The 23,871-nt window shown below is 69.9% G+C and carries 21 protein-coding genes and 1 pseudogene; 15 read left to right on the top strand and 7 right to left on the bottom strand.

The window, feature by feature from the left end:
- Positions 1-2 precede the first annotated feature (2 nt).
- The gene (locus tag CT688_RS14365; RefSeq protein ID WP_107757457.1) at positions 3-794 is read right to left on the bottom strand and encodes an ROK family protein; all 792 of its coding nucleotides are present in this window, start codon (positions 792-794) and stop codon (positions 3-5) included.
- A gap of 75 nt (positions 795-869) precedes the next feature.
- A complete protein-coding gene (locus CT688_RS14360; protein ID WP_107757456.1) occupies positions 870-1,169 on the bottom strand; it encodes a hypothetical protein in 300 nt (99 codons plus the stop codon).
- A 127-nt stretch (positions 1,170-1,296) separates the two neighbouring features.
- Here CT688_RS14360 and CT688_RS14355 point away from each other — a divergent pair.
- A pseudogene (locus tag CT688_RS14355) lies at positions 1,297-1,910 on the top strand (malonic semialdehyde reductase).
- A gap of 216 nt (positions 1,911-2,126) precedes the next feature.
- The gene (clpB, locus tag CT688_RS14350; protein ID WP_107757455.1) at positions 2,127-4,679 is read left to right on the top strand and encodes an ATP-dependent chaperone ClpB; all 2,553 of its coding nucleotides are present in this window, start codon (positions 2,127-2,129) and stop codon (positions 4,677-4,679) included.
- A 435-nt stretch (positions 4,680-5,114) separates the two neighbouring features.
- Here clpB and CT688_RS14345 read toward each other — a convergent pair whose 3' ends face one another.
- Positions 5,115-5,798, bottom strand: a complete 684-nt coding sequence (locus tag CT688_RS14345; RefSeq protein WP_107757454.1) for an NPCBM/NEW2 domain-containing protein — start codon at positions 5,796-5,798, stop codon at positions 5,115-5,117.
- A 427-nt stretch (positions 5,799-6,225) separates the two neighbouring features.
- Between CT688_RS14345 and CT688_RS14340 the strand changes: the two genes are divergently transcribed.
- On the top strand, positions 6,226-7,110 hold the full coding sequence (locus CT688_RS14340) for a sulfurtransferase (RefSeq protein WP_107757453.1): 885 nt from the start codon (positions 6,226-6,228) through the stop codon (positions 7,108-7,110).
- Positions 7,111-7,204: 94 nt separating this feature from the next.
- A complete protein-coding gene (locus tag CT688_RS14335) occupies positions 7,205-9,130 on the top strand; it encodes a hypothetical protein (RefSeq protein ID WP_231750359.1) in 1,926 nt (641 codons plus the stop codon).
- 68 nt (positions 9,131-9,198) lie between these two features.
- Here the strand turns inward: CT688_RS14335 and CT688_RS14330 are convergent, their stop codons facing one another.
- Positions 9,199-10,461, bottom strand: coding sequence for a hypothetical protein (locus CT688_RS14330; protein WP_107757451.1), 1,263 nt, complete (start codon positions 10,459-10,461; stop codon positions 9,199-9,201).
- A gap of 469 nt (positions 10,462-10,930) precedes the next feature.
- Here CT688_RS14330 and CT688_RS14325 point away from each other — a divergent pair, with 469 nt between their 5' ends.
- The 9 genes from CT688_RS14325 to fbaA all read left to right on the top strand — a co-directional run bounded on the left by CT688_RS14325 (position 10,931) and on the right by fbaA (position 18,800).
- Positions 10,931-11,656 (top strand): hypothetical protein, encoded by a 726-nt coding sequence (locus CT688_RS14325; RefSeq protein ID WP_107757450.1) that lies wholly within the window; start codon positions 10,931-10,933, stop codon positions 11,654-11,656.
- A gap of 89 nt (positions 11,657-11,745) precedes the next feature.
- Complete coding sequence (locus CT688_RS14320; protein WP_107757449.1) at positions 11,746-12,483, top strand: hypothetical protein; 738 nt, start codon at positions 11,746-11,748, stop codon at positions 12,481-12,483.
- 31 nt (positions 12,484-12,514) lie between these two features.
- Complete coding sequence (locus tag CT688_RS14315; RefSeq protein WP_107757448.1) at positions 12,515-13,381, top strand: hypothetical protein; 867 nt, start codon at positions 12,515-12,517, stop codon at positions 13,379-13,381.
- A 156-nt stretch (positions 13,382-13,537) separates the two neighbouring features.
- Complete coding sequence (gene pyrE, locus CT688_RS14310; RefSeq protein ID WP_107757447.1) at positions 13,538-14,095, top strand: orotate phosphoribosyltransferase; 558 nt, start codon at positions 13,538-13,540, stop codon at positions 14,093-14,095.
- A gap of 52 nt (positions 14,096-14,147) precedes the next feature.
- The gene (locus CT688_RS14305; RefSeq protein ID WP_231750358.1) at positions 14,148-14,927 is read left to right on the top strand and encodes a lysoplasmalogenase family protein; all 780 of its coding nucleotides are present in this window, start codon (positions 14,148-14,150) and stop codon (positions 14,925-14,927) included.
- Complete coding sequence (locus CT688_RS14300) at positions 14,924-15,757, top strand: SDR family oxidoreductase (RefSeq protein WP_107757446.1); 834 nt, start codon at positions 14,924-14,926, stop codon at positions 15,755-15,757. The genes CT688_RS14305 and CT688_RS14300 overlap by 4 nt, the downstream gene beginning before the upstream one ends.
- Complete coding sequence (locus CT688_RS14295; RefSeq protein ID WP_107757445.1) at positions 15,754-16,458, top strand: RNA methyltransferase; 705 nt, start codon at positions 15,754-15,756, stop codon at positions 16,456-16,458. Before CT688_RS14300 ends, CT688_RS14295 begins: the two co-directional genes overlap by 4 nt.
- Positions 16,459-16,513: 55 nt before the next feature.
- Entirely contained in the window at positions 16,514-17,623 is a 1,110-nt protein-coding gene (locus CT688_RS14290; RefSeq protein WP_107757444.1) for a GTP-binding protein, read from the top strand.
- 133 nt (positions 17,624-17,756) lie between these two features.
- On the top strand, positions 17,757-18,800 hold the full coding sequence (gene fbaA / locus CT688_RS14285) for a class II fructose-bisphosphate aldolase (protein WP_107757443.1): 1,044 nt from the start codon (positions 17,757-17,759) through the stop codon (positions 18,798-18,800).
- A gap of 150 nt (positions 18,801-18,950) precedes the next feature.
- On the opposite strand, the gene CT688_RS14280 is transcribed toward fbaA, so the two are convergent.
- Both CT688_RS14280 and CT688_RS14275 read right to left on the bottom strand, forming a co-directional pair.
- Positions 18,951-19,502, bottom strand: coding sequence for a hypothetical protein (locus CT688_RS14280; protein ID WP_107757442.1), 552 nt, complete (start codon positions 19,500-19,502; stop codon positions 18,951-18,953).
- A 174-nt stretch (positions 19,503-19,676) separates the two neighbouring features.
- Positions 19,677-21,356 carry an alkaline phosphatase gene (locus CT688_RS14275; protein WP_107757441.1) on the bottom strand — a complete coding sequence of 560 codons (1,680 nt, stop codon included), beginning with the start codon at positions 21,354-21,356 and terminating at the stop codon, positions 19,677-19,679.
- 203 nt (positions 21,357-21,559) lie between these two features.
- On the opposite strand from CT688_RS14275, the gene CT688_RS14270 reads away from it, so the two are divergent.
- Together CT688_RS14270 and CT688_RS14265 are read left to right on the top strand one after the other, a co-directional pair.
- A complete protein-coding gene (locus CT688_RS14270; protein WP_031265088.1) occupies positions 21,560-21,976 on the top strand; it encodes a DUF3151 domain-containing protein in 417 nt (138 codons plus the stop codon).
- Positions 21,933-23,222, top strand: coding sequence for an FUSC family protein (locus CT688_RS14265; RefSeq protein ID WP_107757440.1), 1,290 nt, complete (start codon positions 21,933-21,935; stop codon positions 23,220-23,222). Before CT688_RS14270 ends, CT688_RS14265 begins: the two co-directional genes overlap by 44 nt.
- Here the strand turns inward: CT688_RS14265 and CT688_RS14260 are convergent.
- Positions 23,167-23,823: a hypothetical protein gene (locus CT688_RS14260; protein WP_107757439.1), complete on the bottom strand. Its 657-nt coding sequence runs from the start codon at positions 23,821-23,823 to the stop codon at positions 23,167-23,169. The two genes, CT688_RS14265 and CT688_RS14260, sit on opposite strands and share 56 nt — an antisense overlap.
- Positions 23,824-23,871 lie beyond the last annotated feature (48 nt).

Below are 23,871 nucleotides of genomic sequence, written 5' to 3'. Positions count from 1 at the left end.
GGTCACCGCACCGCCGGCATCGCCAACCCCGCGGCCACCGCGGCCCCGAACAGCGCGGTGTCCCGCGAGGGGGAGAAGACGACCCGCGGCGCCGGAATCGTGTGCGGCAGCGTGTGCAGCTGCTCGGCGACCGGCCCGTGCAGAGCCTCGCCCAGGCCCACAACGATCCCGCCGGTGAGCAGGACCGTGCGGGGCCGGAACAGCTGGACGGCGTCGACGACGAAGGATCCCACTCGATGGGCGTAGATCTCGGCGGCGCCGTCGCCGTGTTCCCGCTCGAGGTCGTAGAGTCCGTGCCCGCCCAGGCCCCACCACGCCTCGGTGGTGCCGCCGTCCACTACCAGGCGCCAGTGACCGAGGTCCCACCCGGTGTGGCCGCACGGATGGATGAGCGCACCGTGGCGGTTGAGCGCGCCGAAGGACAGGGTGGTCCCCAGCGAGATGGCGATGCCGCCGAACTCGACGTCGGGCAGTTGCGTCAGGGCCAGGGCATGGGCATCGCCGTGGCCGATCACGGACACCGGGGCGTCCAGGAGGTCGACCAACTGGGAGCGCATCGGTCCCTCAGCCCAGGCGGCGGCCCGGGAGGCCTCGATGACCCCGCGGTCGGCGTCGACGTGTCCGCTCACCGAGACGCCGACGCCGCTGGGGGAGGGATCGACGGCGCGGATGACGCCGGCCAGGTCCTCTGCGGTGGCCACCTCGGCCCCGTGCACCCCGACCACACGGCCGTCGATGACGGCACCGATGCGCGTCCCGCTGCCGCCGATGTCGACGACCACGCCGTTCCTCATCAGATCGCCTCCTGTTCCACTCCGACCATTGTCACCAATAGTTCGTAGCGGGCGGGCGAATGGGTGTGCTGGGGACTAACCCGTGTCAATGTTGCGGATCGGGTCGCTCGCCTGGCCCACGGTGCTGCAGTACAGCTTGGCGGACTCCTGGTTCAGCGTCACCTCCATGCCGGCGGGATCAGACTGTCCTTTCTCGTCGAGGAAGGTGGTGATCACCTCGCGCTGGTCCTCGGGCGGCATCTCCATGTAATCGGCGCAGGTGGTGTCACCGCCCTGGTTGGGGTCCAGTGCGGCGCAGCCGGAGACGAGGGCCAGGGACAGCGCGGCGGCGGTCGCGGTGGCGGTCAGTATCGCGGGGCGGTGGCGGGTGGGCATGGCGGACCTCCGGAGCGTGACGACGACGATGAGGTGAGCGGATGATGAGGTGAGCGTAGGCCCGCAGGGTGACGGACGTCACCGTTCGGCCGGGATTCGGATGGGCCCTCCCCGAGTTCTAGTAGATATGACAACATCTTTTGAGGCTCAGGCCTCCCTACAGCTGGACTCCGCTGCTCAGGACCTGCTCTTCCGCCAGGCCCGTTCCGCTAACGCGTTCACCGACGAGCCCGTGACCGACGAGCAACTCCGCGCGATCTACGACCTGGTCAAGTGGGCGCCGACGTCGATGAACAACCAGCCGCTGAGGATCGTCGTGCTGCGCTCCGAGGAGGCCAAGGCCCGCCTGCTCCCGCACCTCGCCGAGGGGAACCGGGCAAAGACCGCCTCCGCCCCCGCCGTCGCGCTACTCGCCGCTGACGTGGACTTCCACGACGAGTTGCCCCGGCTCTTCCCCCACTTCCCCGGGGCCCGTGACCTGTTCTCCGACGAGGCCGCGCGGGCCGGCGCGGCCGAGCTCAACGCGAGCCTGCAGGTGGGGTACACCATCCTGGGCATCCGCGCTGCGGGTCTCGCCGCCGGGCCGATGACCGGGTTCGACGCCCGGCGATCGCCCGGGAGTTCTTCCCCGACGGCCGCCATCGTGTCCTGGTGGCCATCAACATCGGCACACCGGCCGAGAACGCCTGGTTCGACCGACTGCCCCGGCTCGACTACGACGAGGTCGTCACCACCCTTTGAGGGGGATCGTCAGAGGCTTCCCACCAGGCGGAGCGCGAACTGGTCGCCATGGCCCAGCGCGGGCGAAGGCTGCGGTGGTGTCGGCATTCGTCCCCGATCTCTTAACTTGAGCGGAATAGGCTCAAGGCTCGCGAGGTTCTACGTACTGTCCGGTCCTGCTGTGGGCCGGTATTGATCCGAGTACGCTCAAGAACACGTCGAAGAAAGGACCGGTCGATGAGCCAGTTCAACCCCACGACCAAGACCCAGGCGGCTCTGTCGGCCGCCGTCCAATCCGCCTCGGCGGCAGGGAACCCGGATGTCCGTCCGGGACACCTCCTCGTGGCACTGCTCGAGCAGCAGGACGGGATCGCCACGCCCCTGCTGCAGGCCTGTGGCGTGGACCCGAAGCTGGCTCTGAGCCAGGCCAAGGCCCTCACCGCGAGTTACCCCAGCGCGTCCGGTTCGGGGCTGGCCGCCCCCAACTTCAACCGCGACGCCCTCGCCGTCATCAGTTTCTCCCAGACCCTCGCCACCGAGATGGGCGACGACTACGTCTCGACCGAGCACGTCCTGGTCGGCATCGCGGCGGGCCACACCGGCGGTGACGCGGCCAAGCTCCTCAACGAGCTCGGCGCCACCGAGGACGCGCTGAAGAAGGCATTCGCCGCGGTGCGTGGCAACACCCGCGTGACCACCGAGAACCCCGAGGACCAGTACCAGGCGCTGGAGAAGTACTCCACGGATCTCACGGCCCGGGCACGGGACGGCAAGATCGACCCGGTCATCGGACGCGACTCGGAGATCCGGCGCGTGGTCCAGGTCCTGAGCCGCCGCACCAAGAACAACCCGGTTCTCATCGGCGAGCCCGGCGTGGGCAAGACCGCCATCGTCGAGGGCCTGGCCCGGCGGATCGTCGACGGCGACGTGCCCGAGTCGCTCAGGGGCAAGACCCTGCTCTCGCTGGACCTGGGCTCGATGGTCGCGGGTGCCAAGTACCGCGGCGAGTTCGAGGAGCGGCTCAAGGCCGTGCTCGACGAGATCACCGCCTCGGAGGGCCAGATCATCACCTTCATCGACGAGATCCACACCATCGTCGGCGCGGGCGCGTCAGGTGAGGGGTCGATGGACGCCGGCAACATGATCAAGCCGATGCTCGCCCGCGGCGAGCTCCGGCTGGTCGGTGCCACCACTCTCGACGAGTACCGCAAGTACATCGAGAAGGACGCCGCCCTGGAGCGTCGCTTCCAGCAGGTCTACGTGGGGGAGCCGAGTGTCGAGGACACCGTCGGCATCCTGCGCGGGCTCAAGGAGCGCTACGAGGTGCACCACGGCGTGCGCATCACCGACTCCGCGCTGGTCTCCGCGGCCACGCTCTCGGACCGCTACATCACCCAGAGGTTCCTCCCGGACAAGGCGATCGACCTGGTCGACGAGGCCGCGAGTCGGCTCAAGATGGAGATCGACTCCCGACCGGAGGAGATCGACGCCGCCGAGCGGATCGTGCGTCGGCTCGAGATCGAGGAGGTGGCGCTGCAGAAGGAGACCGATGCCGCGTCCAAGGACCGTCTGGTCGCCCTCCAGTCCGAACTCGCCGATTCCAAGGAGAAGCTCGCCGAACTGACCGCCCGCTGGCAGAACGAGAAGACCGCCATCCAGGGCGTGCAGAAGGTCAAGGAGGAGCTCGACGCCCTGCGCACGGAGTCGGAGAAGGCCGAGCGCGACGGCGACTACGCGCGCGTCGCCGAGATCCGTTACGGCCGGCTTCCCGAGCTGGAGAAGCAACTCGCCGAGGCGGAGGAGAGCGAGGCCGCCTCGAACGCCATGCTCAAGGAGGAGGTCGGGCCCGAGGACGTGGCCGAGGTGGTCTCCGCCTGGACCGGCATCCCCGTGGGCAAGATGCTCCAGGGTGAGACCGAGAAGCTCCTGCGCATGGAGGACGAGATCGCGCGCCGGGTCGTCGGCCAGGGCGACGCGGTCCGGGCCGTGTCCGATGCCGTTCGCCGGGCTCGCGCCGGGGTCGCCGACCCCAACCGGCCCACCGGGTCGTTCCTCTTCCTCGGCCCCACGGGCGTGGGTAAGACGGAGCTGGCCAAGGCGCTCGCGGAGTTCTTGTTCGACGACGAGCGGGCCATGGTCCGGATCGACATGAGCGAGTACTCCGAGAAGCACAGCGTCTCGCGTCTGGTGGGTGCCCCTCCGGGGTACGTCGGCTACGAGGCGGGTGGGCAGCTCACCGAGGCGGTGCGCCGGCGTCCGTACACGATCGTGCTGCTCGACGAGGTCGAGAAGGCGCACCCGGACGTGTTCGACATCCTCCTGCAGGTGCTCGACGACGGTCGTCTCACCGACGGCCAGGGCCGGACCGTGGACTTCCGCAACACCATCCTCGTGCTCACGTCAAACCTGGGCGCGGGTGGCTCGCGCGAGCAGATGATGGACGCGGTCAAACGCGCGTTCAAGCCGGAGTTCATCAACCGGTTGGACGACGTCGTGGTCTTCGACGCGCTCAGCGAGGAGCAACTCGAGTCGATCGTCGACATCCAGATCGACGAACTCGCGCGGCGCCTCAAGGGACGTCGACTGACCCTCGAGGTCGACGACGCGGCCAAGGGCTGGCTGGCCCGGCGGGGCTACGATCCCGCCTACGGCGCCCGCCCGCTGCGCCGGCTGGTGCAGCAGTCGATCGGCGACAAGCTCGCCCGGGCGCTGCTCGCCGGCGACATCCGCGACGGCGACACCGTGCGGGTCTCCCTCGCCGAGGACGGGGAGTCGCTCACGCTGAGCTGATGATGTCCGGATAGGGGCCCGGCCACCTTTCGAGGTGGCCGGGCCCGTGGTGTGGATCCACAATCACTGAGCCGTTCGACCACCACGAGGTAGCAGTCGGGCCCGTTCAATTTTCCCGTGGTGGCTCTGGGCTCGCTGCATCAGCGCTCCGGCACGACTCCGGTGCGATGTCAGCTGAGCCCTTCGCGCGGGCAACCCACTGGTCCCCCGAAGAGTGTTCTACGCGATGGTGAGGACCACGAGGAGCATCGCCGGAATGACGATCCAGCCGAGGTCCATCGGCATTCCGAAGACGTCGATCGTAGGGAGAAGGCTCCTCATTGCCTCACTCATCGCCACGTCGGGAGGTACGCAATTCTGTCCGGGGCCCGCTTGATCGCAACCGATCACCGTGATCCCTAGCCTTTCATAATTGGAGGTGGTCGTGTCAGCCGGTCAGCGCGTGACGCGAGCGTCGCCCCAGGCTGCATTGGCGTTGTTGCCGTTTGCTGCGGTCTTTGTCACCTCGAGTTTCAGGCGGAGGCCACCGGAAACGTTGATGTTGATGTCCTGAGCTTGTCCGAGCCTCATCGCCCACGATCCACGTTGCTGGTCGTCGACGAATACTCTGAACTGATATCTCGCATCGGGGTGAGAAGTATCAGAAAGGCCGATAGTAGCTCGGAAATTGCTCCAGTTCTTGCCCAGGTCGTACTGATAGTTTGTCGACGTAGTCATGAATTGGCTGGTGTACACCGACTGGGCATATGTCCTGCCGTTGATGTTGACTGACCCTTTGGTGGGTTCTGCTCCGCCTCGAACTGTCTGCATAGCGCGCAGATAGGTAGTCTGCGTCCCGGGAATCGGGGGATTCCCCGGTCCCTGGTTCTGGGATCCGCTCACGGTGTTGCCGAGTGAGTCGCTGTTGATGCCGCCCGTCTCGTTCAGCTGAGAAGACGCTGCTGCAGCGGCTGCGATGACGACGGCTGCGGCCGCCGCACCTGCTTGAATCTCCTCGATGCTCGGGAGGGGCGGCAGCGGCGGAAGTTGTGCCGACGATGTTCCGGGCGCAATTCCGACGATGGTCGCGGATGCGGCGATGACCGCGATGAATTTCGTAAAGGATGAGGAAGGTCGCATGCCTGTAGTGTTGTACACCGTCCAGGCGCCCACAATAAACTCTGGCGATCTTCATCCGAACATACGACACGTCGCACATTTCGAGCAATTGCAGGATTAGAAGGACGGAATCGCCCCGGAACCGTTCTCGCCCTTCGATCGAGATATCAATGGCCCCCCCTGTGGAGTTGGCCAGTCGTCGTCGAGTAAGAGTCTTTGCTCGGCTCGCGGGCCTGTCCTGCCAGTCAAATCCACTAATTCGGGTCAGAACTACCCTCCTACGCAGCGCAAACGATTAGGCGTTGGAGACGACGCGGCGAGTCGGTGGGCCATCAGGCCGTTGGGAGCTCCATGCGTAGCTTCCGGTCCTGCCGCGACGCGCCCGGTGTGAGGGATCAGCCCCCGAGGAGGGGATCCGCCCCGGTGTCGACGCGTCTACCATGGAACCGTGACCAGAGCCACCGCACCCGCATCCGACACCCAGGTCAGTCCCCTCCTCGTCACGGCGCGCGAGTTGATCAGCGACGTGGCGAGCCTTCCCACCCCTGTGATCCTCGACGTGCGCTGGCGGCTCGGCGATGCCCGCGGCCGGGAGCACTACTACTCCGGCCACATCCCCGGCGCGCAGTACGTCGATCTACCCACCGAGCTCGCGGGCCAGCGCAACGTCCGCGAGGGCCGCCACCCGCTGCCCTCGCCCGATGATCTCGAGGACGCCCTGCGTCGTGCCGGGGTGGACAACGACAGCCGCGTGGTGATCTACGACGACTCCGGTAACACCTCCGCGGCGCGCGCCTGGTGGCTGATGCGCTGGGCCGGCAAGGAGGACGTCTACCTCCTCGACGGCGGTCTCAAGGCGTGGATCGCCGAGGGCGAGGACCTGGCGGTGGGGCCGGGCAACCCGGTCGAGCGCGGCGACTTCACCTTCAGGCTCGATCACATGCGCACGGCCGACATCGACGAGACGGAGGCCAGCCCCGAGGAGGGCGTCCTGATCGATGTCCGCGCTGCCGAGCGCTATGCCGGCCACACCGAGCCGATGGATTCGCGGGCCGGCCACATCCCGGGCGCCGTCAATCTGCCCACGTCGTCGTTCCTCGACGAGAGCGGGCGGTTCCTTCCCGCCGAGCGCATCCGTCAGATGTTCGCCGACGTGGGGGTGACCAGCGGAAAGAACACCGTGGTCTACTGCGGTTCCGGCATCCACGCCTGCCATGCGCTCGCGGCGATGGAGGTGGCCGGGATCGAGGCGGGGAGGCTGTTCCCGGGGTCGTGGTCGCAGTGGTCGGCGGATCGTCGGCGGCCGATCGCCCTGGGGGAGGACCCCCGCTAGCCCGCGCCCGCGCCGGCTCCCGGGGGCATCCAGGTCACGCAGCGCCGCGGTGCCTGGCGGGTAACCCCACCAGCGCTGACTACCCTCTGTGGACATGGTCGTGTTCTGGTTCCTCCTGGCCCTCGTGCTGCTCGCCGCGGCGCTCCTCCTCCTGCGTCTGGACGCAAGGCAACGCCGCGGCGCCGCGGCGGGTGAGGTCTCGACGACGTCGCCGGTGAGTGACGCCGGGTCGGCGGAGGACGCGAGCAGCCCTTCCGACGACGACGAGGCCCCGCCCGTCACCCCGCCGTCGGGTGATCGAGACGACTCGGCCGAGCAGTGTCCGGACGGCTCCGGTGCCCCGCGACTCGCCCCGTTCCAGCGGGCGGTCGGCCCGGCCGACGCGCCGCCCGACGATTCCGCCGGGCCGCTCACCGACACTGACTCCTCGCCGCGGCTGCTGGACCGGGTCCGGAGCCTGCTCCCGGCGCGCGGGCGGGCCATGCGCCAGCCCGAGCGACCGGCGGCGCCCGCCGTCGATCCGCTCGCCGACTCGCCGGTGGTGAGGTGGTTGGAGGACCGGGAGTTCGAGCCGACCCCCACCCCGGCGCCCGAGTTCCGGCACGGGGATTTCGCAGGTGGTCTCAGCGCCCTCGGGACGGTGTCCCACGGCATGTTCCGCGGGCGGCGGGCGATCATGGGCGTCACCGGGGGCCGGACGGTCCTCGCACTGCGCCGCGACACGGTCTCGGACGTGGTGTTGGACCTCAGCCGCCCCGACGTCGACGCCGAACCCGGCTTCCACGATGCCGGGCAGGTGGCGTTGCTCGAGGCGCGGACCTCCGACTACGGCAGGCTCACCCTGATCGACCGGGATCGTCTGACCACTGCCGTCAGCGACGTCCCCGCCGAGGTACGCCGGATCTGGGCCGAAGGGGAGTGGGTTGCGGCGACGGTCGACGGCGTCGACGACCCGTCCGGTTGGGATGACGTCGTCATGGCTCTGCACGCGGCGGCCGACGTCGTGGCCCCGCTTCCCCCCATCGGTGGACGGGCCCGTGCCCTGCCCCTCGAGATCGATCCCGGTTCGCCCGGCTCCGCCGACGGCCCGGAGGCGGACCCCACGGTGGGTATGGACGGCGAGGTCGGGACCGCCACCCACGGGGAGATCACACCCGTTGCCTCGCAGACAGAATCATCTGCTGACGTGTCGGATCCGGCCGACGCAGGCGGCGTTCCGCAACTCGGTCCGGTGGAGGTGGCCGCGCAGACCACCGACCCCGACGCACGGGACGAGGCGCCCGAGCCCTTCCAGGCCGAGCCCCGACGGGCCGGACACCTGAGGTTGGTCCCCGAGCGCAAGGGTGCGCGCGACCTCGCCGACGTGCCCGTGGTGGCCGACCGCGGAGACGCGTTCCCGGACGACGCCGCCGCCGACTCCGACGACGAGGCCGCCGACAACGCCGCCGCCGACAAATCCGCCGACGCGGCGTTCGTGGCGCCCGCCGTGGCGGAGGAACCGGATCCCTTCGCCGAGATCATGGAACCCTCCGGGCCGGTCCCGGCTCGCGGCGACGTGGCCGCGGATCACCTGCCCGAGCGCCCGCCGCTGTCACGCCCGACCCGCGGTGTCGGCCAGGCCTATCCCGAGGACGCTTCGGTCCCTCCACTCGCCGCGGGCGTGACCACGGGAGGGTCGGGGATCAAGCCGCTCGGGTCTCAGGACGACGAGGACGAGATCCGTACCGAGGTCGAGCGTTTCGACGCGGCCCGCATCGACGGCGGGTCGGACCTCGACTCGGGAACGGGGGGTCGCCACGCCCAGCCCGCTGACGATCAGACCCCGGTCTGGCTGCGGCCCGAGGTGACGCCTGTGCCGTCCCGGGCCGGCAGCGGCAAGCACCGGCGCGCGGACCCGGAGGACGAACAGGCCGCGTCCGGCGGAAGCGACGCGACGGGTACCGGCCGGGAGCGCCCGGGTGTGGACCCGGACGTCGAACAGACCGCTCGCCTCCGGTTGCCCCCGGATATCCGGGACTGACCTACCGCGACGAGAGGACCCGTCCGCGCATCAGGCGCGGACGGGTCCTCTCGATTGTGCGGGGTGTGTCAGCTCGCGGAGCTCAGCAGGCCCGTGACGGTCGGGCTCGACAGCGGCGCGACGTCATATCCGACCGATCCGGACAGGCCCGCGGTGAGGGAGCCGCCGATGGCCGAGTCGATCGGGTTGATGACGGAGCCGGGGTCCAGCGAGCCGGTGCCGCCTCCGCCCGCTCCGGGGTTGGTGCCGGCGACGATGACGGGAGACGAGGTCGCGGTGGTTCCGACCCAGGTGTCGCCCAGTGTGTCCTGGTTGTTCAACACGGCCGTGTAGCGGTACACCTGCGTGTCGGCCGTACGGGGGATGTCGTCCGCGAAGGCGACGGTGGTGCCTGACCCCGGCATCTCGACCTGCCCGACCTCGACGCCGTCACGGAGGATCGTGACCATCGTGCCGGCGGGGAAGTTGTTCGAGGGCCGCTGGAAGGAGGTCACCACGTTGACCGCGAGCGAATCCTCGTCGAGCGCGCCGGGCTGGGCCTGGACGTTCAGGTTGGTGTTCCACTGGAAGGGGACCCACGGGGCGTTGGTGATCGTGGTGGTGGTGAGGGCGGCCGCATTGGCACTGGCGGCACACTCCACCTGGGCGCCGGTGGTGCCGGTGCCACCCGCCGTGGTTCCGCGGGTGTACTGGAACTGGGTCGACGCCGCATCGGTGGCGGCGGCGGCTCCGGCCCCGGGCAGCCCGAAGACGATCTGCTGGCTGGGGGTGTTCGGTGCGCGCATGCTGAAGGTGACCTCGGGCAGCTGGAACGACAGGTTGTTGTTCTTCTGCAGGCCGGTGTTGATGGACGTGCCGGTGTTCGTCCCGTAGCGGGCGGATTGTCCACCCCAGATCCGAACGGTGTTGGACCCCGCCTGGGTCGCCTTGGTCGTCGGGCTGACCTCGGCCAGCGAGGGGCTGCCGGCGGTGATCCCGGTGGCGCCGCTCGTCAGCGTCTGGGTGCGGTAGTCGGCGTTGCTCGGCGCCTGGATGTCGTAGGTGATCCGGCCGACCCGCACCGTGTTGGGCTGCATCGGCCCCGGCTGGATCGAGACCTCGAAGAACTCGCCCGGAGAGACGAACGTGGGGTAGGTGACCTCGACCGTGTTGGTCCAGGTGTTCACGCCCCCGATGTTCAGAGCGTTGTCGGGAGTGCAGGTGTAGGTGACCTCGACCGTCCCGGTGGTGGTGGGTGAGTTCTGGGCCGTGGCCGCCGGGGCGAGGGCGATGGCGGTGGCCAGCGGCAGGGTGGCTCCGGCCACCAGCGCCGTAGCGCGTGTCAACATCATGGGGAGTCCTTTATCTCTGTGGTCATCAGCGCCGTGCGACGGGTGGCGCTGAGGGCCGTTCGGCGGCCCGGTATGGGCGTTCGGGTTGTCTGTTCGTCTGCTGAGCGAACGTCGTGACAGGGGAAGTGTGACATAAACCACTAGGGAGTACCAACGGTATACGACGTCTTAGTTGGACGAGGTGCTTATTCGCCGAAACGCTGGCCCGGTCGCTGACCGTCGTCAAAACCGCAGGCAAAGGACACGCGTACCGAAATGTGTCCAATTTGTTAAGGACGGGTCAGTAGTGCAACTAGGGAAAATTGGGGCGAAGTGTTATCGGATCTAAATAATAAGGCGGCTGTGACAATGCTGTGCGCCATGTCACACTTGCCGGGACTACCTATCTGAGACGAAGGCCGGTCGTCGCCCCCGATGGCCCGGGATCCGACTTCATCCAGATCTAAGCCAATGTTAAGGAGAACGATCCATGGCACGTACGTGGCACCCTTCAGCCAGAATCGCGGCGCTCGGACTAGCCGCGGCGTTCGTCGCCGCCGCGGCGCCGGCCGCCACTGCCCAGATCCCGGGTAACAACCCCCGCACCACGGTGTATCCGGTCGACAACACGCAGATCCAACTCGCCGTCTACCCCCTCGACCAGGCGGCCGGGACCGTCCGGGTCGTGATGCAGAACAACACCGGGACCAACCTCAACTGCACCGGTATCGATGGCGGGCCGGCGGCGACGGTCACCACCGCCGAGGTCGTGGCCCGGTCGATCGACTACTTCACGCAGTACCCGCTCTCCGAGCTCGCTGATCTCACCCTCAATCTCCCGTCCGCCGCGGGTGGCGCGCAGAACATCGGCCTCGGATCGGCCCAGGTCCAGGCCGGAAGTGCTGCGGAGTTCTTCAATCCGGAGTGGGACGCCCTCAACCAGAACGAGGCCGCCCTCGAGCAGGCGCGTCTCGCCGGCCACTACGGCGTCTTCGGGACGAACATCACCATCCCCGCCACCTCGGCGTTCGAGCAGAACGTCCGTCTCGATCATCCTGTCGAGGGTCAGCGCGCGGACTTCCAGACCGGCGTGTTCATGACCTGCACCATCGCCGGCCAGCGCTACGCCTTCCACGCGTACGAGGGGGGCGTGAAGCCCAACTACGCGACCAATACCTCGACGGGCAGCCTCGGCAGCGCCGGCCTCGGCAGCTGACAGTCACCCCCGCGGTCAGACCGCGACCAGAGCAATCCGATAGGACCCCGGTCTCTCCACGATGGCCGGTACGACAGGAGCAGTGAAGAATGATCTCAACCACCACCACAGCAGTGCGCGGGGCTGTCGCTGCGGCTGCCGCACTGGCTCTCGTGGCCGGCGCGGCCCCCGCGCTCGCCCAGGTGCCCGGCGGCAACCCCGGCGGCTACGTCATCAAGGTCGACGACACCTCCCTCGTCGTCACGGTCAACGACAAGGGGGAGGCGCCCACGACGATCACCGGATCGATCCAGAACACCACCGATGCGAACTTCCGCTGTGAGGTCCCCCAGTTCAACATCGGAGGTCAGAACACGGCGCTCGGTTACGGCCAGGTGACCACCGCCGCGGCGGCCGAGGAGGTCCGGGAGTACTACCGGACCCGGGTGTTCACCGGCCCCACCGACACCAACGCCAACGGCGACCTGGTGTCCTTCGGGTCGGCCCTCGACGTCTTCCCTGCGGGCAGCGCCATCGGCTCGGCGGAGGCCGGACCACGACAGGCGCACAACGAGGCACGGGTCGCCGGACGCACGGGTGACCCCCGGGTGAACAACGCGCTCCAGTTCACCGTCCCGGCCGGTGGCACCGTGGACTACACGGCCCCGCTCGGTGTCCCGGCCACCGGCGACCGTGGCGAATGGAGGGCCGCCGCGGTGTTCATGTGCCGCAACATGGTGACCAACGACTGGTTCCTCTACATCGGTCTCGAGGACATCGAGGACCCGAACCCGGCGCCCGACCCCAGCACGACGGGAAGCCTCGGTGCCGGCTCCGTCGGCTCGTAACCCCCTTCAGACCGAATTCTCAAGGAGACTCATGTCCACCTCACGCGCCCTCAAGGGCTTCACAGCGGCGTCCGCGAGCGCCCTCATGGTGCTCGGTATGGCCGGGACCGCGGCCGCGCAGAACGCCGTGACCGTCGTCCCCGGTGACAACGGTGACGGCCGCACCGTCGTCGTCAACAACCCGGGGATGACCGTCGACATCGTCAACGTCGACCGGGCCGCGGGCACCGTTCAGGTCTCGATGACCAACAACCTCGGCTTCACGGTCTTCTGTGAGGCGCCCAACCCGGACACCGCCGCGGGCGCCCGGCCCGGCGGTACCGTCTCGACGGCGCCCGTCGTCGAGATGTCGGCCGAGTACTACTCGCGGTACCAGAACGTCCGGGCGGAGACGGTCAGCATCACCGCGTCCGGCTCGACCATCACCATGCCCCTGTGGCCGCTCACCCAGTTCTTCCCGCAGGGCAGCCTGGGCGACATGGCGACCGAAGCGGTCCAGCTCCGCTCGCGCATCACCGAGCAGAACACCCGGGCGAAGGTCGAGGGACTGTTCGGCACCACCGGGTCTTTCCAGATGACCAACGGTCAGACGGTCAACCGGACCATCACGCTCGGGCCGCCGGCCACCCAGCCCCGCGGCGAGGATCTGATCGGCTTCTTCACCATGTGCGCCCAGGGGACCAACTCCGCGGCCGCGCAGGGCAACGGTCAGCTGTACGCCTGGTCCACGTTCGAGGACGGATGGCCGCCGCCGGTCGTCGTCCCCGAGAACACCGGCAGCCTCGGGAGCGGGTCCCTCGGGTCGCTGGGGAGCAGTGGCACCGATCCCGTCGATCCGGAGCCGCCGGTCGATGAGGTTCCGCCGGGGGACGACGACGGGGACACCCTGGAGCCCTGACCGTCGTGGGCTCGAGCAGGACGACGAGCTGACGGAGGGACGGGCCGGCCGCATCACGCGGCCGGCCCGTCCCTCTTCGCGTCGTGATCTCGTGGCCCGCGTCTAGAGTCGACTCCGAGACCGATCACCGTCCCGCCCGCCGATCAGAGGAGCCCGATGCCCACCCCCGCCACCGTCGATCCGGCGGCCAGAACCCGACTGGCCGAGTTGGTCGCCGAGCTCGCGGTCGTGCACGGCCGCGTCACCCTCTCCTCCGGCCGGGAGGCCGATTACTATGTGGACCTGCGCCGCGCGACGCTGCATCACGAGGCGTCGCCGCTGATCGGACGTCTGTTGCGCGAGCAGACGGCGGACTGGGACTTCGACGCCGTGGGCGGGCTGACCCTCGGGGCGGACCCCGTCGCGACCGCCATCATGCACGCGCCGGGCCGGCCGATCGACGCGTTCGTCGTGCGCAAGGAAGCGAAGAAGCACGGGATGCAGCGCCGGATCGAGGGTCCGGACATCGTGGGGAAGCGGGTCCTGGTGGTCGAGGACACCACGACCACCGGCAACTCCCCGCTCACCGCGGTGACCGCGTTGCGGGAGGCGGGCGCCGAGGTGGTGGGCGTGGCGACCGTCGTCGACCGGGCCACCGGTGCGGACGACGTGATCCGGGCAGAGGGCGTGGACTACCGCGCCCTGCTCGGCCTGACCGACCTGGGGCTGGAGTGACATGGCAAACGGATGGATGGGGGCACGGAACAGCACAACCGAGAGGACGACCATGACCTTCCCCTCCGTCGTGACGCGGGCACTGAACGAGCGGGTGCTGTCGCTCATGGACACCTCCCGCCCGGAGGGTCCCGCGTTCCTCGCCGCCGCGGCGGGTACGGAGCTCGCCAAGGCGACCGGGTTCGGCCCACTGGAGAAGCTCTGCAAGCCGCTCATCGTCCCGGCGGCGCTGGCAATCGCGCTGCGGGACGGAGCTCGGGGTGAGGGAGCTGGGCGACCGGGAGTCGGCGGTCTCGGGCCGCTCGCGACCATGCTGCTGTCGGTCACCGGTGCGGCGTACACCACCGGCGACGTGATCCTCATGCTCGGGGGCGGACATGCGAGCCGGTCGAAGGCGCGCCTGGTCTCGGGCGCGGCGGCGTTCGGGGTGGGCCATCTCGCGCTCGGCGGGCTGATGCTCCGGTCCGGGCTGAGATTCAAGCCGCTCCAGTCCGCGGTCCACGGGGTGGTGGCCGGTGCCGCCGGCGCGATTCTCCTGTCCGAGGATCGGGCCAACGCTCCGCTCGCCGCGTACGGAGGACTGCTGGCGGCCCTGTCGGCGCTGGCGACCTCTGTGGATCGCCGATCCGGGCCGGCGGCCTCGGTGCTGGCCGTGGCGGGCCCGGTCTTCCTCCTCAGCGACGGCCTGATCCTCGTCCGACGCAAGGCCGAGGGCGGGACCGCGCTCGCGCGGGCCCTCGACGTCGGTGTGATCGACACCTACGCCACCGCCGCGTTGCTCCTACTCACGGGGACCGCGGCCGCGGCACGCACGGCCGGGCGACCGGCGTGAGTGCCACTGGCGCGGGTGCACCGGCCGGATCCACGGTCCGCACGGTTCTCGTCACCGGCGCCGGCCGCGGGATCGGCGAGGCCACCGCACGCAGGTTCGCCGACGCCGGGTACCTGGTGGGCGCCTTCGATCTGCAGCCGTGTGCCTGGGCGGCGGGGGATGACCGCGTGATCACCGGAGCGCTGGACGTCACCGACCCCGCCGCCTGGGAGGCCGCACTGGAACAGGTGACGGCCCGCTCCGGTGGCGCGCTGAACGTCCTGGTCAACAATGCCGGCCTGTTGTACGGGATGCCGTTCGTGGACGCGAGCTACGAGCAGGACTCCGCGCTCGTCGATGTCAACGTCAAGGGCGTGATGTACGGCTGCCGGGCGGCGCACCCGTACCTGGAGAAGGCCTCGTCCGCGGTCGTGGTCAACCTCTGCTCGGCCTCGGCGATCTACGGCCAGGCCGAGATGGCCGTGTACTCGGCCACCAAGTTCGCCGTCCGGGGGATCACCGAGGCGCTGGACCTGGAGTGGGGTCCCACGGGCATCCGCGTGTGTTCGGTGTGGCCGCTCTACGTGGGCACGGGGATGCTCGAGGGCGTGAACACCGCAGGCATGCGGAACATGGGCGTCCGACTGACCGAGGGCGACGTGGCCGGCGAGGTTCTGCGCCTCGCCGAGCAGACGCGGCGCCCGACGTCCGGTCTGCTCGGGCGGATCCGGGGCGTCGTGGGTCGCGAGGTGCACCGGCCTGTGGGCACCCAGGCCACCGCGATGTACCTGGCGTCTCAGGTCGGGCCGGGGCGGATCATCCGACTGGCCAATCGGCGCCTGACCTCGTGACCGGGCCCACCCCCGACCCGGAGGCCGCGACCGCGGACCCCGCAGCAGCGGATCCCTCCGCCGGGCCCACCGAATGGGGTGAGGGCCTCGTCGGGGTGGGCCCGTGGGAGCTCGAGCGCCCCGGGGAGCCCCGGCCGTCCGGCGACCGCTGGGACCCGGAACTGCTCGACTCGGGCGACCGCCGCAACGTGGTCGACCGCTACCGCTACTGGCGGCGCGAGGCCATCGTGGCCGACCTCGACACCCGGCGGCACCCGTTCCACGTGGCCATCGAGAACTTCGGCCACGATGCCAACATCGGCACCGTGGTCCGCACGGCCAACGCCTTCCTCGCGGCCGAGGTGCACATCGTGGGTCGACGCCGCTGGAACCGCCGCGGGGCGATGGTGACCGATCGTTACCAGCACCTGCGGCACCACGAGGACGTGTCCGCGCTGATGGCGTGGGCCGAGGCCGAGGGACTGCCCGTGGTCGCCGTCGATAATCTCCCCGGTGCCGAGCCGCTCGAGACCGCCCGCCTGCCGCGCGAGTGTGTACTGCTGTTCGGGCAGGAGGGGCCCGGTGTCAGTGCGGACGCGCGCCTGCGGGCGGCCCGGACGGTGTCGATCGCCCAGTTCGGTTCGACCCGATCGATCAACGCCGGCGTGGCCGCCGGGATCGCGATGCACGCGTGGATCCGCGAGCACGCCGCCCCCCTCTGACGTCCACGACGGTCCCGGCGCCGCAGCCTTAATGGAAATGGTTATCATTAGGACCATGGCTGATTCCCGCATCCCCGTCACCGTCCTGTCCGGCTTCCTCGGGGCCGGCAAGACGACCCTTCTCAACCATCTCCTGTCCAACCGGGACGGTCGCCGCATCGCCGTCATCGTCAACGACATGTCCGAGATCAACATCGACGCCGCCCTGGTGGCCGGTGAGGGGCATGTCGAGCGCGGCGAGGAGAAGCTGGTGGAGCTCACCAACGGCTGCATCTGCTGCACGCTCCGCGAAGACCTCGTGGAATCCGTGGCCCGTCTGGCCCGCGACGGGTCGTTCGACGCCATCGTCGTGGAGTCGACGGGTATCTCCGAGCCCATGCCGGTCGCCGCGACCTTCGAGTGGGAGTTCACCGGCGGGTTCCGCCTCGACGATCTGGCCAGGTTGGACACCATGGTCACGGTCGTCGACGCCTCGACGTTCCTCGGTGCGATCGCCCGCGGGGACCGACTGGACCAGCACGACATGGCCGCGGGCGAGGGCGACGAGCGGACGATCGCCGACCTCCTGGTGGACCAGGTCGAGTTCGCGGACCTCGTGCTGGTGTCCAAGACGGATCTGGCCTCGGAGCAGGTGGCGGGCGCGACCGAGCAGATGATCCGGGCCCTCAACCCCCGCGCCCGCGTGCGCCGACTCGACCGCGGCAGGATCGATGTCGCCGACGTGGTGGACACCGGTTTGTTCGACCCCGCGGTCGCCGCGCAGGCGGAGGGGTACGCGGAGGAACTCGCCACCCCGCACACCCCGGAGACGGAGGAGTACGGCATCTCGTCGACGGTATTCCGGTCCGGGCGGCCGTTCGACCCGGCTCGGCTCGAGGCGGCCCTCAGGTCCACCCGCGGTCTGGTGAGGTCCAAAGGCTACTGCTGGTTGTCGTCGCATCCGCACCATGCGGTGGTGTGGTCCCAGGCCGGGCCCAACTACGATCTCCAGATCGCCCAGGAGTGGGCGCGCGTACCAGACGTCCGCCCGGGGCAGGAGATCGTGCTCATCGGGGTGAAGCTCGACCACGCCGCGGTGCGATCCGCGCTCCGTGGCGCCCTGCTCACCGATGACGAGTTGGCGGCGATGCCCTCGGCGGTTCCGGGACTCGGATTGGCCCGCTGACCGCCGGTGTCCGCCGGGCGCCGTGACACCGTCGCGAGCCCACCGTGCCCCCGCCGGTCCACCGCGACCCGCCCCCTGGCGCTACCTCGTAGGATGGGATGAGTCACAGCGCCGAAAAACTGGAGGATCGTCAATGCCTATCGCCACCCCGGAGCAGTACAAGGACATGCTCGACCGGGCCCGTAACGAGGGCTTCGCCTACCCCGCGATCAACTGCACGTCGTCCGAGACCATCAACGCGGCCATCAAGGGTTTCGCCGACGCCGGCTCCGACGGCATCATCCAGTTCTCCACCGGCGGTTCCGAGTTCGGCTCCGGGCTGAACGTCAAGGACATGGTCACCGGTGCCGTCGCGCTCGCCGAGTTCGCACACGTCATCGCGGCGAAGTACGACATCCTGGTCGCGCTGCACACCGACCACTGCCCCGAGGACAAGCTGGACGGCTTCGTGCGTCCGCTCATCGAGATCTCCCAGGAACGCGTCGACCGCGGCGAGAACCCGCTGTTCCAGTCGCACATGTGGGACGGCTCGGCCACCCCGCTCGACCGTAACCTCGAGATCGCCAAGGAGCTGCTCGAGAAGACGGCCAACGCCAAGCAGATCCTCGAGATCGAGATCGGCGTCGTCGGCGGCGAGGAGGACGGGGTCGAGAACGAGATCAACGAGAAGCTCTACACCTCCCGCGAGGACTTCGAGGCCACCATCGACGCGCTCGGCGCGGGCAACACCGGACAGCGTTACCTGCTGGCGGCGACCTTCGGCAACGTCCACGGCGTGTACAAGCCCGGAAATGTCAAGCTCAAGCCCGAGGTGCTGAAGATGGGCCAGGACGTCGCGGTCGAGAAGCTCGGGCTGAACCAGGGCGACCTTCCGTTCGACTTCGTCTTCCACGGTGGTTCGGGCTCGGCCAAGTCCGAGATCGAGGAGGCGCTGTCCTACGGCGTCATCAAGATGAACGTCGACACCGACACCCAGTACGCGTTCACCCGTCCGATCGCCGCGCACATGTTCGGCAACTACGACGGCGTCCTCAAGGTCGACGGTGAGGTCGGCAACAAGAAGGTCTACGACCCGCGCTCGTACCTCAAGAAGGCGGAGCAGGCGATGTCCGAGCGCGTCGTCGAGGCGTGCAACGACCTCAAGTCGGCCGGCAAGTCGAAGGGCGCCTCTGCCTGAACCGCCTCTGACTGAACCGCCTCCACCGGACCGGAGGCCCCGGCCTGACCCGACTCGAGGCGCCCCGACGGGTCGGTGCCTTCAGCGGCGTCCCTCCGTCAGCGGAGGGACGCCGCTGTCGTGTGCCGGGACCACCCGGGCGGAGACGCCTCAGCCGGGCTGATCTCCCTGCGGCACCGCGCCCATTCCCACACCGGGTTCGCACACCTTCCAGACGCCGTCCTCGTCGAGCATCCGCACCTGCTCCGGGGCGGACTCATCGGACTCCGACTCCACGGTGGCGGTGGCCACGTCGCCGTCGATCTCCACCCCGGTGACGACGAGGTCCTGCGGGAACGACCCCGCGATGGACTCGCGCAGCATCGCGTCGAGGTCGGTACCGGTCTGCTCGCCGGAGGCGGTGATGTTGTCGACGAGGTCCTGGGGAACCCGGTTCTCGGCGCACAGGTGGCTGTTGAACTCCGAGAACGATTCCGACCCGGTCATGTCGCGCAGGGTCTGCTCGACCGCGCGTTCCGCCCGGGCGGAGGAGGACATCGGCCCGGCCGCGACGAGCCACACGAGCGCACCGACGACCACGGCGACGACGACGGCCGCGGCGGCCAGCGCCACCCGGAGCCCGCCGCGCGGGCGGCCGCCGCCGGTGCGGGGATCCCCGGGATCGGGCTCGCCGTCGGGTGGCTGCTGGTTCGTCGTCGTCATCCATCACTCCCGGTACCGTCTCGGGCCCCCGGACGGGGCGCATCGACCCGCCACCGTAGCCGACGACGGTGTGAATCGGGAGTGAGCGCCACCTCGGGCGGCGCCGCGCGGCTCACGCACGGTGCGGTGGGTCACGGTAGGGGGACGGTCCGGGGTGCGCTGGCGTGGGCTGGGTCAGGGCAGCGGGCCGGCCGGCTCCAGCTGGTCGGTCCCGTGCCGCACCCGCCAGCTGGCGAGGGGGTAGGCGCCGCTGGCCGGGTCCTCGCGCGCGACCAGCGCCCAGTAGTCGGCGTGGGCGAAGTCGGTGGTGAACTCGACCACCGTGAAACCGTGGCGGTCCAGATCCACCCACCGCACATGGCGGTTGACCTGCGTGAGGGCCCCCTGCGCGGTCTGGGACAGCGGGTTGCCCTCCGGCAGGTTGACCATGTCGTCGATGTTGTTGCTGGTGATCGACGGGGTCACGAACTCGATCGCACCGACGCCCGCGCCCGGGTAGTCCGCGGGCTCGAACGGCACCTCGTTGGCCCAGGAAGTGTGGATGTCACCGGTGAGGAAGACGGTGTTGCGGGTGCCGGCGGCGCGGATGACCTCCATCAGTCTGCGGCGCTCACCCGCGTAGCCGTCCCACTGGTCGGGGTTGTAGGTGATGCCCTCGCGCGGGACGCCCAGCAACTCGGTGAGCGCGGCGGTGGTCCGCGGATCGAGAGGGGGCAGGAGCACGGGCGTGATCATCACCGAGTTGCCGATGACGTTCCAGCGGGCGGTCGATGACCTGAGCCCACGGGCCAGCCAGTCGAACTGCTCGGTGCCGGTGATCGTGCCCGTGACGTCGATCGCGTGGCCGTCGAAGCGGTCCGGCCCCTCCGTGCGGTACGAGCGCAGGTCCAGCATGCTGATCTCGGCGAGCGAGCCCCAGCGCAACCGCCGGTAGAGGTGGCCACCGTCGCGGAGGGACTCGGGCCGCACCGGCATCCACTCGAAGTAGGCCTGGGAGCTGGCGGCCTTGCGGTCGGCGAACGGCCCCTGGTGTGGGTGGTGGTTCTCGGCCCCGTCGGACCAGTTGTCGTTCGCGAGCTCGTGGTCGTCCCAGGTGCAGATCCACGGGACGTGCGCGTGCAGGGACTGGAGGTCCGGGTCGGTGTGGTACTGGGCCAGGCGGATCCGGTAGTCGGCCAGGGTCACGGTGTCGTGCGGGGGATCATGGGGCCGCACCGCCCCGAACTTGCCCGTGTACTCATCGCGGCCGTACTCGTAGATGTAGTCGCCCAGTTCGACGATCGCGTCGAGGTCCCCGCGCGCCTCGAGATGGCGGTACCCGGAGAAGTACCCCGCCTCCCAGTTGGAGCAGGAGACCACCCCGATGCGCCAGCGGCCGGTGGAGGGCAGCGCCCCGTCCGCCGGGGCGGTGCGGGTGCGACCGGTGGGCGAGGTCTGACCGAGCGCACGGAAGCGGTAGTGGTACCAGCGGTCGGGGGCCAGGCCGGTGCAGTCGAACTTGACGGTGTGGTCGCGGCCGGCGTCGGTGACGAGCGAACCGGTCCGGACGACCTGGGAGAAACCGGGGTCGTTGGCGATCTCCCAACTGACGGTGACGGGCACTCCGCGGCCCGAACCCGCGAACGCGTCGGGCGCGGGGGTCACCCTTGTCCACAGGATGACGCGATCGGGCATGGGGTCGCCGGACGCGACCCCGTGCTGGAACACCGCCACGTCGGCGCCCGCGACCGCGGACCGGCCCGCCAGCGCACTCGTGCCCACCGCGGCCCCGGCCAGGGCCCCGGCCTTGAGGACGGTCCGACGGGCGAGACCGGTGGTGGTGGGCGTAGTCCCGGTGCGGGCGGCAGGATCCATGCGTCCAGTTCACCCCACCCGCGGTCGGTAGGTGAGAAAACCCACTGATTTGTCACGGAGAGTTCACCGCCGCATCCACTCGGGCCCTCCCCAGCCCTCGCGAGCGCACCCGGGCCGGCCTTCGCGGCCCTCGAGGTGATGCCGGGGGGTCGGCCGCTGGCCGGGTGGCGCTCGGGTGTCGTGGGATCGTGGACAATGGGGGCATGACCCAGTTCGGAGATCTCCTCGGCCCCCCGCCCACCCGTCTCACCGGCGACCCCGAGGCGGAGGACGCCATCGCCGCTGGTGACGATCCCCGCGCCGTGGCGGCGTCTCATCCCACCGCGTCGATCGCCTGGGCGGAACTCGCCGAGCGCGCGCTCGACGCCGGTGACGTGATCGGCGCCTATGCATTCGCCCGCACCGGCTACCACCGCGGGCTCGACCAGCTGCGACGTCATGGCTGGAAGGGATTCGGGCCGGTGCCCTTCGATCACGAACCCAACCGTGGCTTCCTGCGGTGCGTGGCCGCCCTGGCCCGCGCCGCGCAGTCGATCGGCGAGGAGGAGGAGTACATCCGGTGTCTGGACCTGGTCAATGAGTCGGACCCGCACGCCGCCGCGCCTCTCGGCCTGGCGTGACCGACTGGACGCCCGCACGCAGGGCGTCTACGGCGCGCTCCCGGCCCCACTGAGGGCGCGGACCCGGAGACTCGCGTACGCCTTCCTGCCGATCGTGCAGTGCGGCCTCGCCGCGGGGATCGCCTGGTTCCTCGCCCACGACGTGCTGGGCCACCCGGCGCCGTTCTTCGCGCCCATCGCCGCCGCCCTGGCTCTGGGTACGGGCATGGGTCGCCGGATCCGCCGGGGCGTCGAGCTGGTGATCGGTGTGGTGGTGGGGGTGGGTCTGGGCGACCTCCTGATCGCCCAGATCGGCTCCGGTCCGTGGCAGATCACCGCGGTGGTGATCCTGGCCATGTCCGCGGCGGTGTTCCTCGACCGCGGGGCGCTCGTCGGGACGCAGGCCGCGTCGTCGGCGATCCTCGTGGCCACGCTCCTGCCTCCGGGGAGCGCGGGTGGGTACGAGCGGATGGTCGACGCGGCCGTCGGCGGCGTCGTCGCGCTGGTGGCCATGGCGCTGATGCCCGTTCACCCTCTGCGCCGGGCCCGCCGCGAGGCGGCCTCGCTCCTGGGCGTGGCCTCGTCGGTGCTGGCCGAGGTCGCCCAGGGTCTGGACCACCGGGATTCGGAACTCATCCGCTCCGCCCTGCAGGAGGCCCGCGACACCCAGCCGGCGGTCGACGAGATCGCCGAGCAGCTCGCCGGCGCTCGCGAACTGGTGCGGATCTCGCCGTTCTACCGGCGGCGCCGGCCGGAGGAGATCGTGCTGACGGGCGTGCTCAACCCGCTCGACAACGGGATCCGCAACATCCGTGTCCTGGCCCGGCGGGCCATCGTGGCGGTCGACGACCAGGTCGACGTCCCGCCGGCGCTGAGCTCGCTGATCGGGGCGCTGGGAGAGGCGCTGGAGTTGCTCACGCGCCGCGTGGCCGCCGACCCGACCGCTCCCACCGACGCCCAGGTCCACCGGGCCCTGCGCGGGGTGGCGGCACGGGCCAAGCGGGAGCTGGTGCCGGGGTCCGGCCTCACCGAGACCGTGATGCTGGCGCAGATCCGCTCGATCCTCGTGGACATGATGCAGGTCGCGGGGCTGAGCAAGATCTCCGCGCTGGCCACGCTGCCCCCCACCGTCCGCACGCCCGCCGTGGAGCCGGAACTGCTGGAGGAGTGGCCGGAGAACCCGGACCGGCCCCCGAACGTCGTTCCCCCGCTCAGGGCGACACGAGCCTCCATGGCTCGATATGACGATAGAAAGAGGTCCTCTTGACCGCCCGCCGGCCGGTCACGCCGTCCCGTGTGATCACCCCCGCCTCCGTGCCCAGCTGCACCGCGCGGGCGGCGAGCCACGAGCGCCGCAGCACCCTGCGCGGTCGCGCCGCGGTGGCGCGGACTCCGGGCAGCTCCGGTGTCGGTCGGACGGTGAGGGTGTCGATCTCCCCGGAGAAGATCCGCTCGTCGTCGGCGTAGGCCTCGCCCACCAGGTGGGCGCCGCCCGGCCCGGTCACGGTGGCCTCGCCCACCAGGACGGTTCCGGTCTCGTCCCGGATCAGTGGCACCTCGCGGGCCTCGCCCCGGACGCCGAGCTTGGCCGCGGCCGAACCGGTGGGCAGGTCGTAGGCGCGGGTCGCCGGGGTGGGGTCCTCCGCGACGTACGCGACCTCGACGTCCAGGTTCTCCGACCGCATCAGGCGCGTGAGCAGGGCGGCCAGGCCGGCGTCGGTGCCGCACACCACCACGCGGCGACGAGGTCCGACCTCGTAGAGCGCTCGGTTGACGTCGTCTTTGGTGGGCATCTCGCTGCATTCGACTCGCGGGTGCTCGCCGAGGACGGTCGGGACCGGCGCCGAGCCGCAGCGGAGGACGATCATGCCTCCATCATGGACTCACCGGCGCTCGCGGTCGAACCCGGGCCACGA

Source organism: Dietzia sp. JS16-p6b (assembly GCF_003052165.1).
In the GTDB taxonomy this organism is placed as follows: Bacteria; Actinomycetota; Actinomycetes; order Mycobacteriales; family Mycobacteriaceae; genus Dietzia.
This window is presented reverse-complemented; position numbering and strand designations above follow the sequence as displayed.